We start from the raw sequence: 14,192 nt of genomic DNA on the forward strand, positions 1-14,192 counted from the left end.
CGGTGAGCCGGAAATATTCATGTTATCGATAACTCTAAGGTACGTGGGGCGCCTTCCGTCAAGGTGCCCCGGACCGGGCGCAGTTGCCGCGCCAGGGGCCGTTGCCTCAGGGGGTGTGTGCCCGCAGGGCGAGCTCGATGTCCTCGAGGCTGCGCCCCTTGGTCTCGACGACGAACCGCGCGGCGAACCCGTAGGCACAGGCGCAGATCACCGCGAAGCCGAGGAAGACCCAGCCGATGCCGACGGCGTCGAGAAGCACCGGAAAGCTGAGCGAGACGACGAAGTTGGCCGCCCAGAGCAGCATGGTGCAGAAGCCCACGGCGGCACCCCGCACATGGAGCGGGAAGACCTCGCTGATCACGACCCAGCACACCGCACCCCAGGAAGCGGAGAAGCTGACGATGAACGCGGCGAGGCAGCCCAGCGTGATCACCCCGACCAGGCTGAGGCCCTCGGGCTCGGGCAGCAGGAGTGAGGCCGTGGCCAGGACGGTCAGGCTCGCGCTCATGCACACCGCGCCGACCAGGAGCAGCCGCTTCCGGCCCACCTTGTCGATGAGCCAGATGGCCACCAGCGTCATGAGCACGTTGACGGCGCCGATCCCGGTGTTGGCGTAGATGGCGGCGGAGTCGCTGAAGCCGACGTTGGTGAGCGTGGTGGGCGCGTAGTAGATGATCGCGTTGATGCCGACGATCTGGTTGAGGACGGCCAGTCCGACGCCCACGACGAGCGCCGGGCGCAGCCACGCGGCGAAGACGTCGCGCAGCCCCGCCCGTCGGGAGGTGGTTGTTTCCACGTTGCGTATCTCGGCGAGCTCGGCCTCGACCTCGTCCGCGCGCCGGGTCCTGGCCATGACCGCGCGGGCCTCCGTCTCGCGCCCGTTGCGCAGCAGCCATCGCGGAGTCTCGGGCATGAGGATCAGGCCGGCCAGCATCACGACCGAGGGCACGACCGCCAGACCCAGCATCCACCGCCACGCCTCGTAGGGGGCGAGCAGCGCGTTGCTGACGTAGGCGACGAAGATGCCCACCGTGATCATCAGTTGGTTGAGCGTGGACACCGCACCGCGGACGCGGGTGGAAGCCATCTCCGAGAGGTACAGCGGTACCACCACGGAAGCCGCGCCGACCCCGAGCCCCAGCAGGATGCGCGTCGCGACCAGTGCGGCGGCGTTCGGGGCGAGGCCGGCACCGAGTGCGCCGACGCTGAATACGACAGCCGCGGCCATGCCGACGCGGCGCCGGCCGAGCGCGTCGGCCAGCCGCCCGGCCGTCGTGGCCCCCACCATCGCCCCCACCAGCAGGGAGCTGACGACGACGCCCTCCACCAGCGGGGTCAGGTCCAGCTCTCGCCGGATGTACAGCAACGCTCCGGCGATGACTCCGGTGTCGTAGCCGAAGAGCAGGCCGCCGAGGGCGCCGAAGAAGTAGATCCGTCGTGTGGATTTGCCGATGCTCTTCTGGTCTGTGACTGCAGCCTGTGACATCGCACGGCCTCCGAGTCTGGAAGAAGGGAAGAGACCAGGGGCGTCGGGTGGCGCGAGTTCCTGGCGTCGAGGCTCAGAGCGGAAGTTAACGTCACCAAAACGAGGGGTCAAGAGTCGGGGAGCGGCGATCCTGCGGCGTTCCGTGGTGCGTTTGCCGGTGGTCGCCTCTCCGCCCTGGTCAATCGTCCGTGCCGGCAGGGAGGTTGACGCCGCGTCGCGAGATGAGTGCGCCCGTTTGCTTTGGACGTGGAGGCCGGCGAGTAGCGGGAGTTGGCAGGTCAGCAGGGACGCGTGCCGGTGACCCGGCGGCGGGGCCAGCGGGGTGGAGCCGGTCGTTCCGTGCCCGCGTGTGCTCGCTCAGGCCCGTAACCGCGTGTGGATCGCGGCGAGTTGCGCCCGCCCCGTTGACAGTGGCCCCGGGAGGCGGCACGCTCACCTTCGGTCGTGATAACGGTAACACACGCAAGGTGCGCCGTGATCTTCGCGGACCGCGCCCTCGCAGGGTGGCGTCGGCCGGCCGCAACGCCCCCTGCCCCAGCCGTGAGGAGCAGTGACGTCCGTGAGAGTTCGGTTGATCCGTCCGGTGACTGTGCTGTCTGCCGTGTTCGCCCTGTCGGTCGGCTCGACGACGGCGGTGGGCGCCGCGGGGGGTTCGCCGTCCGCAGCGGTGGACTCCCCTTCCGGCAAGGACTACGTGAAGCTGGTGAACCCGTGGGTGGAGTCCGACATTGCCCGGTTCTTCTACTTCCAGTCGGCGAGCCAGCCGTTCGGGATGGTCAAGTTGCGGCCGGACACCAGCACGTACCAGACCAGGAACAGTGGCTACCACCGCAACGAGAACGAGGTGAAGGGGTTCAGCCACCTGCACGACTGGCAGCTTTCCGGAGTGCAGGTGATGCCGACCACCGGCACCGACGTGCCCAAACTCGAGGGTGACAAGGGTTGGCAGTCGCACGTGGACCACGACAACGGCGAGATCGCCGAACCCGGTTATCACAAACTGCACCTCGACCGGTACGACATCGACGCCGAACTGACCGCCACCGACCGTGCCGGGCTGCACCGCTACACCTACAACAAGTCCGGACCCGGCGAGATCCTCGTCAACCTCGGCGGCGAGCTGGGCGAGGCGGTCATGAAGAACGCCAAGGTCACCAAGGTCGGCGACCGCGGAGTCCGGGGTTACGTGGTGCAGCACGGTGAGGGATACGAGAAGACGCACGAGACGAAGCTGTTCTTCGACATCCGTTTCGACAAGCCGTTTGACTCGCTGCGCGGTTGGACCGACGGCAAGCTCGCCGACGCCGGCAAGCCCATCGAACAGGTCGCGGGTGACGACACGGGCGTCTACGCCCGTTACGACAACCTGAAGGCCGGCGAGCAGGTCCGGATGAAGGTGGGCCTGTCCCTCACCGGAACGGAAGGGGCGGCCCGGAACCTGGACAGCGAGCTCCCCGGGTGGGACTTCGAGGCCGTCAAGGAGGCCTCCCAGGAGCGCTGGAACGACATGCTCGGCCGTATCGACGTCTCCGGCGGCACCCGTCGTCAGCAGGTCAAGTTCTACACCGATCTGTTCCACGCGCTCGCAGGCCGCAGCGCCATCAGTGACGTCGACGGCAGATACATGGACGACACCTGGGGCGCCGGCCGGGTCAAGCGGATTCCGCTCGGCAAGGACGGCAAGCCCGAGTTCGCGATGTACAACTACGACGCGCTGTGGCTGACCCAGTGGAACCTCAACTCCGTGCTGGGACTGGCCTATCCGGAGATCTACTCCAGTCTGGTCAAGTCGCAGTTGCAGATGTACAAGGACGGTGGGCTGCTGCCCCGCGGACCGGTTGCCGGAAACTACTCGATGGTGATGTCCGGATCCCCGGTGACGTCGTTCATCACCGGCGCCCTCAACAAGGGCATCCGTGATTTCGACGTCGACCTCGCCTACGAGGCGATGCTCGACGCCCATTCCGTGGGCGGCCTGTTCGACAAGGCGTGGTTCGACTACGAGAACTGGGGGACCGGCGGAATCCGCGATTACCTCGACCGAGGCCATGTGTCCAACGACACGACAGGACAGGGCGCCGGCCAGACGCTCGAGTACGCACACCAGGACTGGGCGCTTGCCCAACTGGCGGGAAAGTTGGGCAAGAAGGGGATCAACGCCGCCCAGTACGCCGAGGCCGAAGCATCGTCCGAGCTGGACGAGGCGCACGGCGCGGCCCGTGCCGTCGACGGCAGGCCCGGCCGTGCCCCCGACGACCGGCAGTGGGCGTCGGACGGCGAGCGGCAGCCGTGGCTGGAGCTGACCTGGAAGAAGCCGCGTACGCTGCACAAGGTCAAGCTCAGCGACCGGCCGGAAGCCGGCAGCGACGTCGGCTCGGGCACGCTCGAGTTCTCCGACGGCTCCAGCGTCGACGTGCGGGACGTCCCGGCGGACGGCAAGCAGAAGACCGTCGAGTTCGCACCGCGCGAGGTGACGTCGGTGAAGTTCACCGCCACCGGCGGTCAGGGAACGAACGTGGGCCTGAACGAGTTCGAGGCCTGGGACGACACCGACGTCCACGAATACCTGAAGGAACGATCCACGAACTGGCGCGACCTCTACGACCCGGAGTCGGGATTCATCCGTCCCAAGAACGCCGACGGAAGCTGGCGCACCCCCTTCGACCCGCTTGCAGACGACGACTTCGTCGAGGCGAACTCGTGGCAGTCCACCTGGTTCACCACGCACGACGTGATGGGCATGGCGAACCTCATGGGTGGCGAGGAAACCTACGCCGACAAGCTCAACTACGCCTTCGAGCAGTCGGAGAAGGACGACTTCATCGGCAAGTACGGCGAGGGTTTCGTCTCCTACGGCAACCAGCCGGGCCTGGAAATGGCCCACCTGTTCAACTACGTGGGCAAGCCATGGCTCTCCCAGCACTGGGTGCGGCAGGTGAAGGAGAAGACCTACGGCTCCACCGGCACCACCGACGGCTACGGCCACCACGACGAGGACCAGGGCCAGATGGGTTCCCTCAGCGCGCTGATGGCCATCGGCCTGTTCGAGGTCACCGGCGGCGGGCACGAGAACCCGGTCTACGACATCACCTCACCGGTCTTCGACGAGATCACCATCGATCTCCACGAGGACTACTACAAGGGCGACAAGTTCCGGATCGTCACCCACGGCAACTCGGCCGCGAACCAGTACATCCAGAAGGCCGAGCTCGACGGGGAGAGACTCGACAACGCCTTCTTCCACCACGACGAATTCGCCGACGGAGGAACACTGGAACTCTGGATGGGCGACAAGCCCGACAAGAACTGGGGTACGAAGCAACTCCCGCCCTCCGAGTCGAAGTCCGAAGGCCGCACGCCCACCCACGTCTCGGACATCGAGATCGAAGGACCGAGGAAGCTGAGGGAGCCGTACGGTTCGCTGGACCTCGACGCCACCGTCGAACCCGACGACGCGAACCTCAAGGAAGTGTCGTGGAAGGTCACAGAGCCCGACGGTTCACCGACGAAGAAGGCGACCATCGACCACGACGGAAAGCTGACCGCCAACCACCGCAGCGGAAAGGTGCGGGTGACCGCCCGCTCGGCCGACAGCGGTGACGCACGGACCTCTGCCCTCATCGCGCTCGACCTCGACGTCGAGCTGCTCCGCGGCAACGCCGCCTGCCGGCCGGACGTCGAGGCCACCGCATCGTCGGAATACAGCGACGAGTACCCGGCAACGAACGTGTACGACGGCTGCGAGGGCGAGAACGACGGCCAGAACGGTGACGGTAGTTGGGGCTCGGACGACGACTGGGCCTCGAAGGGCGAACGCGAACCGTGGGTCCGACTCGACTGGTCCGAAAAGATCCGCGCGGACCGGATCGTGCTGTCCGACCGCGAGACCGTGGACGACATCAAGGGCGGTGTGCTCACCTTTTCCGACGGCAGCGAAATCCGTGTCGACGACATTCCGGCGGGGGGCTCCAAGAAGGTCACGTTCGGCATGAAGACCTTCGACTGGGTCCGCTTCACAGGCGAGGGCGGCGGCGAAGGCAACAACGGACTCCGCGAGTTGGAGGTGCACTCCGTACCCTCGGCCCCCGACGCCCCCACCCGGGTGGCTGCCGAGCCCGCGGACGGCGGCGCGACCGTCACCTGGAAGGCACCGGAGTTCGACGGCGGCGCCCCGATCACCGGTTACCTGGTCACGCCCCACCGCAACGGCGAGGCACTGCACCCGATCCGCGTGGGGGCGCACGCCACCCGCGCAAAGGTGCCGGGCCTCGACACCGGTGAGCGCTACACCTTCACCGTCACCGCCCGCACGATGGCCGGCCCCGGCGAAGCAAGCGAGCCCAGCGATCCGATCACCCCCGGCCGGGGTCGAGGCGGCCGATGAGGAGCACGCAGTCCTGGTGAACATCGTTGCGGTACCCCTGGTGCCGCAACGATGGCCTGCCCTCGGACAGCGCCCGCGTCGCCGCACGGCTCCGGCCGGCGGGCTCGTCGAGCGTCGTCTCGCGAGTCACCGGTCGGGGCCGAGAGCAGGACCCGATTTTCCGGGTCGAGGCCGGAGGGCCGAGACGGCCGGTGGCCCGCGGAGCTGCCCAACCCCGCCGATCAGCCGGGCAGCAGATGGTGTCGGTCGCCCGTGATGCGGTATGCCAGGTGAGGGTGTGCGGTCGACGGGTCGTGGGTGTCGTCCGGGTAGGCCAGGCCCCGTTGGCCGGGGCCGGCGAAGGAGCACACGCCCGCCACCCCCCGGTAAGGGACGGTCCGCAGGTGCTGCTGGACCGCGCGGTGGTTCCACGGCCGGTCCACACTCGCCCAGGCCGCCGCCAGCGCGTGCACCAAGTCGTAGTGGACGGCCGCTGCGCCGAGCCCCGGGTCGCCGCCGTAGGAGGCGCGGTAGCGCTGTGCGAACGCGGCGGCCTGCGGGGTGTCGTGCACCCCGACGATGGTGGACCACACCAGTCCCTGGGACAGCTTGCCCAGCCGCTCGGTGAATCCCGGCGCAGTCGGAGCCCAGGCCGTGTGCACCAGTGTGCGGGTGCGCAGCGCGACCGTCGTCATGAGGAAGTCCCGCAGCGCGTGCTCCGGCAGCACCGACAAGAAGACCGCGGCGGGGTCGGCGCGCTCCAAGCGCTGCGCGACCGCGTCCCAAGCCGTGTGCTGCTCGTCGACGCGCTCCACCAAGGCCAAGTCCCACCCGGCCCGCTCCACCGCCCGTGCCAGCCCGTCGACGAAGACGTCGTCGAAGGTGCTGCGGCGCAGCAGCAGCGCCAGCCGCCTGGCGCGCGGACGCCACGCCCTCGAAGCCTCCAGGACGCGCAGCGTACGCAGGAACCCGTACAGATACGCGTTCTCGTCGGCGCAGGCCTGGAAGACATGGCTCAGCGTGTGCGGGTCGCGGTCGACGGCCGCCGCCAGTGCCGGCGCGATCATCGAGTGCAGCACCGGCGTCCCCGGCCCCGCCGCACGGGCAACAGCGGAGGGGACCGCGGTGCCCTGGAAGTTGCCCAGCAACACGGCGTTCGCGCCCGCCTCGGCGAGGGTGCCCACCGCGTGCGCGAGCCGGTCAGCCGTGGCCTCCACCGCCGTGTACCGCACAGCGCGCCCGGCGAGGCCGCGCTCCTCCAGCTCGCGCAGTGCAAGCAGCGCTCCCTGGCGCATCGGCCGCTGGTCCGTCACGCCCGCCGCCGAACCAGCCGGGTAGACCAGGCCCACTGTGATCGGCTGCCGTTCCGGCCCGGTCCGCGCCGGGACGTTCCGCACGGGCGCCTTCAGCAGTTCGGCCAGAGCGGGCGGGAGCACGAGGTCGTCGGTGGGGACCGGCAGGGTGTGGGCCCGCAGTGCGGTGATCATCGTGGCGACGGCCGCCCGGGACCTCAGGCCGCTCTTGGCCAGGACGTGCTCCGTGTGCGTGGCAGCGGTAGTGCGCGAGCAGCCCAGCGCGCCCGCAATCTCGGGTGTCGTCAGACCGCCGGCCATGCACGTGGCCACCTGCAGCTCCCGTCCGGTCAGTCCGAACGGGGGCGTTGCCGGCTGCGCCTCCAGACGCACTGTGCGCGGTGGCCCACCGGTGCTCTCCACGGTGATCCGCATCAGCGACGAGCCGCGGACGTCCAGGAACCCCACCGGTTCGTCCTCGGCGCGGGACAGAGCGCGGCCGGCGATCTCTTCCAGGTGGGGACGGGCGGCGAAGAAGCCGCTGTCGGAAACGTAGCGACGACCGGCCGCCGTGATCTCCATGAAGCGGCGCTCGGGCGAGGGAGGAGAGGGCGAGGAACGTGCGGTGGTGTCGGGCATGAAGGCGTGCTCTCCGGTCCGGCCGGGGCGGAAGCCGTCCAGGAAGTTGCCCGGGCCCAGCCACCGCGCATGCTGCTGGGGTCTCCGTCGGCGAGTTTAGGCCGACCTCGGTACCGCCTCAAGGAAAGCGTCCGCCCGCGACCCGCAGAGCACGCCCGGGCGCCGGCGCACATCGGGCAGATGCCCGATCCCCGCGGCTCGTCCCCCGCCTACGGTGATCCGCACTTCGAAGGGAAGGATGCACCGTGACGTTGCGCAACAAGGTCCTCGTGGTCACCGGAGCCGCCCGCGGGCTGGGCGCGGCCGTGGCCGACCGCCTCCAGACGGCGGGGGCCCACGTGATCCGGGCCGACCGGTCCTTCCCCGGCGACGACTGGCCGGACCGCGTCGCTCTGGACGTCGCCGACGCGGACAGTTGGGAGCGTCTCGCCGCCCGGGTCCGGGAGCGCGCCGGCCGCCTCGACGTCCTCATCAACAACGCAGGCATCAGCGCCCGCGCCGATGTGGTCGGCACCGACGACGAGGACTTCGCCCGCATCCTGCGGGTCAACGTGTGGGGCGTGTGGCGCGGAATCAAGACGTTCGCCGACGATCTCGCCGCCACCGGTGGCTGCGTCATCAACGTCGGCTCCGTCTACGGCGCCACCACCGCTCCTCCGTCGCAGGTGTCCCCCTCCTCCGTCGCGTACCAGGCCAGCAAGGCGGCCGTGCACCAGATCACCAAGGTCGCGGCCGTGGAACTGGCACCACGCGGTGTCCGGGTCAACGCCGTCCTTCCCGGGGTCTTCCGCACCGAACTGCTCGCCGACCTTCCGCCCGACGAGTTCCAAGTCCGCGTCGGCGGCGCCCCGTTGGACCGGCCCGGCGAGAGCGCCGAACTGGGACCGGTGGTGGAACTCCTGGCCGGCCCGGGGGCCTCGTTCGTCACCGGCGCACTCATCCCCGTGGACGGCGGCTACCTCGCGGCCTCCTAGAGGGCCTCGCCACTCGCCAACCCCCTTCCTCAAACCACTTCCAGGAGGCGCCGTGTCAACATCGACGAACGCGGTGAGCGCACCGCCCACCAGCCTGCGACAGCATCGGCGCGCGCTTGCCGCGAGCAGCGTCGGCAATCTCATGGAGCAGTACGACAACCTCGTCTACGCGTATTCGGCGACCGTTCTCGGTGCGCTGTTCTTTCCCAGCGAGAACGACGCCGTGGGAGTGCTGTCCACCTTCGCGGTCTTCGCCGTCGGCTTCTTCGCACGGCCGCTGGGCACCATCGTCTTCGGGCACATCGGGGACCGCCTCGGCCGCCGTCCCGCCCTGGTCCTCAGCGTCGTGGTGATGGGGCTGGCCACCGCGTTGATCGGCTGCCTGCCCACCTACGACTCCATCGGTGCCCTCGCCCCCGTCCTGCTCGTCGTCCTGCGCCTGTTCCAGGGCTTCGCGGTAGCGGGTGAATGGGCCGGCTCGGCCGCCATGCTCGTCGAGTTCGCTCCGCCCGGACGGCGCGGTGTCTTCGGCAGCTTCAACCAGGTCAGCACCGCGGCGGGCTTCCTCGTCGCAGCGGCCGTCGTCGCCGCGAACTCGGCCGTCTTCAGCGACGAAGCCATGCTCGCGTACGGCTGGCGCGTGCCGTTCCTGCTGGGCGGGATCACCGCCGCCGTCGCCGTGCTGCTGCGCATGGGCCTCGAGGAGACACCGGCCTTCGTGGAGGACGAGGAGGCCGGGGCCCGCCGCAGCCCGCTGCGGACCGCTTTCGCGCAGCAGAAGACCGCCATGTTCCAGGGCTTCTGCTTCACCGTCGGCTGGACCGTCGCCTACTTCTTCTTCCTCACCTACCTGCCCACCTACCTGCGTACCGAGGCCGGTATCGACCCCGACGTCGTGAGCGTCTCCAACCTGGTCGGCACGGGAGTGCTCACCGTCTCCATCGCGCTGTTCGGGCTGTGGTCCGACCGGATCGGCCGCAAGAGGCTCCTGCTGGTCGGCTCGGGAGGCTTCGTCGTCCTGTCGTTCCCTGTGATGATGCTGTTCGGGACCGGCCACGCCGCCGCCGTCTACATCGGGCAGATACTCATCGCGCTGACACTCGCCTGTTTCTCCGGCCCCGGCCCGGCCGCTCTCGCCGAGCTCTTTCCCACGTCCGTGCGGTACTCGGCGCTGGGCATCGGCTACAACTTCTCCGTCATGGCCTTCGGCGGCACCGCCGCCTTCATCGCCTCCGGCATCGTTGCCGCCACCGGTGTCCCTCTCGCCGTCGCGGCACTGCCCGCCGCTGCCGCCCTCGTCACTTTCCTCACCGTGTGCACCATGCCCGAGTCCTACCGCTCCCCGCTGCGTTGAAAGGAACCGCGCCATGACCACCCGCCCCGCCCTGGTCGCCGTCCAAGGCGACCACCACGACATGGGCGAGCAACTCGGCTCGCGCACCGCGGACATGATCGCCCGAAACCTGGACGCCTACCACGCACGCTTCCGCCACCAGGCCGGTCTCGCCGACGCGGACATCGACCGCTGGGGACACCGCTACTACGAGGTGGCCCGCGCCTACGACCCGGCCATCGCCGCGATGCTCGAGGGCATGGCCGTCGGCTCAGGACAGAGCGTCCACCGGCTCGCCGCGCTCAACGCACGCACCGAACTCCTCTACGGCACCGGCTACCGCGACGAAGGCTGCACCTCGCTGTCGGTACTGCCGACCCGGACGGCCGACGGCCACACGCTGCTCGCCCAGAACTGGGACTGGCATCCCGAACAGGCCGACGTGACCTTCCTGCTCGCCACCCGCGACACCACCGGGTTCACCGCGCTGTCACTGACCGAGGCGGGGATGCTCGCCAAGAGCGGCCTGAACTCCGCCGGACTCGGCATCTGCGCCAACCTGTTGGTCTCCGACCGCGACACCGGCGGCGACGGCGTTCCCTACCACTTCCTGCTGCGCGGCGCGTTGAACGCGCCGACCATGTCCAAGGCGCACCGCAAACTGCTGCCCGTGAAGCGCATCTCCTCGGGCAACATCATGCTCGCCGACGCCGTGGGCGAAGCCGTCGACTTCGAACTCGCACCCGATGTCTTCGCGACCCTGCTGCCCGAGGACGGCCTGCTCACCCACGCCAACCACTTCATCGCCGACCTGCCGCTGACCGACCTGAAGGGCGCCACCAGCGCGCTCACCCAGCTCCGCCCCAGCCGCGCCCGCCATCTGCTCGCCCCCGCGGCGGCCGCCGGCACCGTGCGTCCTGCCGACGTCGTCGCGGTCCTGCGGGACGACTGGTCCCACCCGGACGGGATCTGCCGCTACCCCGACGCGGACGTACCGCTCGCCGACCAGGTCTGCACCGTCTACTCCGTGGTCATGGACCTCAGCGCGCGGACCTTCTGGATCGCCCCCGGCCCGCCCCGCGAGCATGCCTACACCCGGTGGGACCTGGACACCCTCTTCGACCACGGCGCCGAACCCGCCGTCGACTTCCCCCCGGAGGTGCCCGCCGATGCCTGAGCGAGGAACCGTCTGCCTCACCTTCGACTTCGACGCGATCTCACTGTGGGCCGCCCGCGCGATGACGACCCCCGGGCCTGTCTCCCGCGGCGAGTTCGGCGCGCACGCCGTACCCCGCATCCTGCGCCTGCTGGACACCTACGGCATCACCTCCACGTTCTTCGTGCCCGGGCACACCGTCGAGACCTACCCCCAGCAGTGCCGCGCCGTCCACGCCGCGGGCCACGAGATCGGCCTCCACGGCTATCTCCACGAACCGGTTTCCGCACTCGACCGCGAGGCGGAACTGGCCGTACTGCGCCGCTCGTCCGCCCTCGTCGAAGAGCTCACCGGGTCCCCGCCCGCGGGCCACCGCACCCCCAGCTTCGACTTCACTCCGCACACCGTGGACCTGCTGGAGGAGATCGGCGTCGCCTACGACTCCTCGCTGATGGGCACCGACAGCGAGCCCTACCTGGCCCGCACGGGCGATCGTCACGATCCGGACGGCCCGTACGTCTTCGGTCGGCCCAGCGGGATCGTCGAGCTGCCGGTGTCCTGGACCCTGGACGACTATCCGCACCTGGAGTTCGTGCGTACGGGCAGCATGGTGATGCCTGGCCTGCAGGACCCGCACGCGATGTTCGCCCGCTTCCTCGGCGACGTGCGCTGGATGGTGCGCAACGAGCCGGACGGCGTCCTGACCGTCACCCTGCATCCGCAGGCGATCGGCCGCGGCGACCGCATGCTCGCCCTGGAGGAGTTCCTCCGGCAGTGCCGCGAGCTGGGTGTCCGCTTCGCCGCCTGTGCCGACGTCGCCCGGCAACACGGTCCGGCGCTGTTGGCGGCGGTCCGATGAGCGGGACACCCGCGCGGACCCTGTTGCTGGGAGCCGACGGAGGCATCGGTCGGGCCGTCCGCGCTCGCCTGGAAGCACACGGCTCGTGCGTCACCGGCGCCGGGCAGGACGACGTCGACTTGGCACGGCCCGGCGTTGCCGCTCCCTTCGTCCGTGCCGCCTGGGCCGACGCCGGTGGCTTCGACGCGCTGGTGCACTGCGCCGGCCTTTACCCGGCCCATCACGCACTGGACACGAGCGAGGACGTCTTCGACCGGTTGCTGGCGGTGAACGCCCGCTCGGCGCTGATGGCGGGCGCCGAGTTCGCTCGGCTCTGCGCGGCCGACGGACGCAGCGGCTCCATGGTGTTCGTTTCCAGCGGCGCCGCGCGTCGCGCTCGTCCCGGTACCACCGCCTACGCCGCGTCCAAGGCGGCGCTGGAGGCGGTAGTGCGCGGTCTCGCTCTGGAGACCGCACCGCTCGGGGTGCGCTGCAACGCCGTCGCGCCCGGATTCGTCGACGTCGGATCCACGCTGAGCCCGGTGCCGAGGGAGTACGTCGAGGCGGTGTCCGCCGCCAGCCCCCAGGGACGCGTCGCCCGCGTCGGGGACATCGTGCCCGCCATCACGTGGCTGCTGAGCGAGGACGCGGGATGGATCACCGGGCAGAGCGTGCCGGTCGACGGCGGCGACAGCATCGGCTCCGCCACCGCGGCCAACTGGCTGACGTCGGACACCTCCTGAGGCGTCGCGCCGGTTCGCAGGGTTCGTGGGGGTGTTCCGGTCGGTGACGTGTGCGCCCGTGGTGTCCTGCGCGGGACCGACGGCCTTACGGGCGGCGGCGTGGCCGAGAACGGGGCCGGGGGAGTGGGCTCGGCGATTCCTCCCGGACGGAGTGCGGGGACCGCGGCTGCGGGCTGTCCTGCCCCGCCTTCTCGTCAGCCGGAGGACGGGGTGAGCGCGCGCAGGCGCTCGCTCAGTTCTCGCTGGTAGAAGTCGAGGAACCCGTCCGGGTCCGGCCCGCTGTTCTGCAGCACCAGCCGGTCGAAGCCGGCGTCGACGAAGGGCTGCGCGACCTCGACGTAGCGTGCCGGATCGGGTCCGCACGCGAACTGGGCGAGGATGTCCTGCTGGGTGACGGTCGTCGTGGCCGCCGCGAAATTGACCGGGTTGGGCAGCTCGCTCATCACCTTCCATCCCCCGACCGCCCACCGAGACGTCTTCAGCGCCGCCTGAGCGGCCGTCTCCTCGTCAGCAGCCCAGGCCATGGGCACTTCGGCGTAACGCGGTCCGTCGCCCCCGGCCGCCCGGTAAGCGCCGACGATCTCCGTCTTGGGCTCGGTCGCGAAGAGCCCGTCACCCAGCTCCGCGGCGATGCGAGCGGAGAGCGGACCGCTGGACGCCACCGCGATGAGCGGCGACTCCTCCGGCAGGTCGAACACCCGGGCATCGTCCAGGTGCAGGTAGTGGCCGCGGTAGGACCGGTATCCGCCTCTCCAGAGCAGCCGGATGATCTCCAGTGCTTCCCGCAGCCGGGCGTGGCGCTCCGGCACGGAGTTCGGGAACCCCTGGCCGACGACATGCTCGTTGAGGCGCTCACCGGCCCCCACACCGAGAGTGAACCGACCTCCCGAGACGAGAGCGAGCGTCGCGGCCGCCTGCGCGATGATCGCCGGGTGGTAGCGCACCGTCGGACACGTCACGCCGGTGGCGAGCCCGATGCGCTCGGTCTTCGCAGCAACCACCCCGAACACCGTCCATGTGAACGACGAATGCCCCTGGGCCTCGAGCCAGGGATGATAGTGGTCGCTCATCTCCACGAAATCGAAGCCGGCCTGCTCGGCGAGCACGGCCTGCCGGACCAATTCGTCAGGCCCGAACGCCTCCGTGAACAGCTTGTATCCGATCTGCACCAGTTCCTCGTTCCCGCCGAAGCTGTCGGCCCGCGCCGATCGACGTCCGCTCCGCAGGCAACCGGCCTCGGCGGCCGCTCGGCGAGCAGTCGATCGGAGAAGATCACGCAGACACTGACAGGCGAGCAGCGGGATACGGCGCTGCCACGTCGACGGAGGCCATCACGTCACCGGATGGACCTTGCCGGAACGTCCTCGT

Annotated in this window: 9 protein-coding genes; 6 read left to right on the plus strand and 3 right to left on the minus strand. The window is 69.7% G+C overall.

Annotated elements, in window-relative coordinates; translation table 11 throughout:
• Nucleotides 1–106 precede the first annotated feature (106 nt).
• Nucleotides 107–1,486: a sugar porter family MFS transporter gene (locus UWG_RS29590; RefSeq protein WP_016906459.1), complete on the minus strand. Its 1,380-nt coding sequence runs from the start codon at nt 1,484–1,486 to the stop codon at nt 107–109.
• 583 nt (nt 1,487–2,069) lie between these two features.
• Between UWG_RS29590 and UWG_RS0106855 the strand changes: the two genes are divergently transcribed.
• The gene (locus tag UWG_RS0106855; RefSeq protein ID WP_237720008.1) at nt 2,070–5,870 is read left to right on the plus strand and encodes a glycoside hydrolase domain-containing protein; all 3,801 of its coding nucleotides are present in this window, start codon (nt 2,070–2,072) and stop codon (nt 5,868–5,870) included.
• Nucleotides 5,871–6,091: 221 nt separating this feature from the next.
• On the opposite strand, the gene UWG_RS0106865 is transcribed toward UWG_RS0106855, so the two are convergent.
• The gene (locus UWG_RS0106865; protein WP_016906462.1) at nt 6,092–7,780 is read right to left on the minus strand and encodes an ABC transporter substrate-binding protein; all 1,689 of its coding nucleotides are present in this window, start codon (nt 7,778–7,780) and stop codon (nt 6,092–6,094) included.
• A 245-nt stretch (nt 7,781–8,025) separates the two neighbouring features.
• On the opposite strand from UWG_RS0106865, the gene UWG_RS0106870 reads away from it, so the two are divergent.
• From UWG_RS0106870 to UWG_RS0106890, 5 genes are read left to right on the plus strand one after another with little or no spacing between them, the layout of a single operon-like run.
• The gene (locus UWG_RS0106870; protein ID WP_016906463.1) at nt 8,026–8,754 is read left to right on the plus strand and encodes an SDR family NAD(P)-dependent oxidoreductase; all 729 of its coding nucleotides are present in this window, start codon (nt 8,026–8,028) and stop codon (nt 8,752–8,754) included.
• A gap of 52 nt (nt 8,755–8,806) precedes the next feature.
• On the plus strand, nt 8,807–10,108 hold the full coding sequence (locus UWG_RS0106875; RefSeq protein ID WP_237720009.1) for an MFS transporter: 1,302 nt from the start codon (nt 8,807–8,809) through the stop codon (nt 10,106–10,108).
• A 13-nt stretch (nt 10,109–10,121) separates the two neighbouring features.
• Nucleotides 10,122–11,264: a C45 family autoproteolytic acyltransferase/hydrolase gene (locus UWG_RS0106880; RefSeq protein ID WP_016906465.1), complete on the plus strand. Its 1,143-nt coding sequence runs from the start codon at nt 10,122–10,124 to the stop codon at nt 11,262–11,264.
• Nucleotides 11,257–12,102 carry a polysaccharide deacetylase family protein gene (locus UWG_RS0106885; RefSeq protein ID WP_016906466.1) on the plus strand — a complete coding sequence of 282 codons (846 nt, stop codon included), beginning with the start codon at nt 11,257–11,259 and terminating at the stop codon, nt 12,100–12,102. The genes UWG_RS0106880 and UWG_RS0106885 overlap by 8 nt, the downstream gene beginning before the upstream one ends.
• The gene (locus UWG_RS0106890) at nt 12,099–12,824 is read left to right on the plus strand and encodes an SDR family NAD(P)-dependent oxidoreductase (RefSeq protein WP_029391229.1); all 726 of its coding nucleotides are present in this window, start codon (nt 12,099–12,101) and stop codon (nt 12,822–12,824) included. The genes UWG_RS0106885 and UWG_RS0106890 overlap by 4 nt, the downstream gene beginning before the upstream one ends.
• 194 nt (nt 12,825–13,018) lie before the next feature.
• Here the strand turns inward: UWG_RS0106890 and UWG_RS0106895 are convergent, their stop codons facing one another.
• Nucleotides 13,019–13,993, minus strand: coding sequence for a TIGR03557 family F420-dependent LLM class oxidoreductase (locus UWG_RS0106895; protein WP_016906468.1), 975 nt, complete (start codon nt 13,991–13,993; stop codon nt 13,019–13,021).
• Nucleotides 13,994–14,192 lie beyond the last annotated feature (199 nt).

Source organism: Streptomyces xiaopingdaonensis, from assembly GCF_000262345.1.
In the GTDB taxonomy this organism is placed as follows: Bacteria; Actinomycetota; Actinomycetes; order Streptomycetales; family Streptomycetaceae; genus Streptomyces; species Streptomyces xiaopingdaonensis.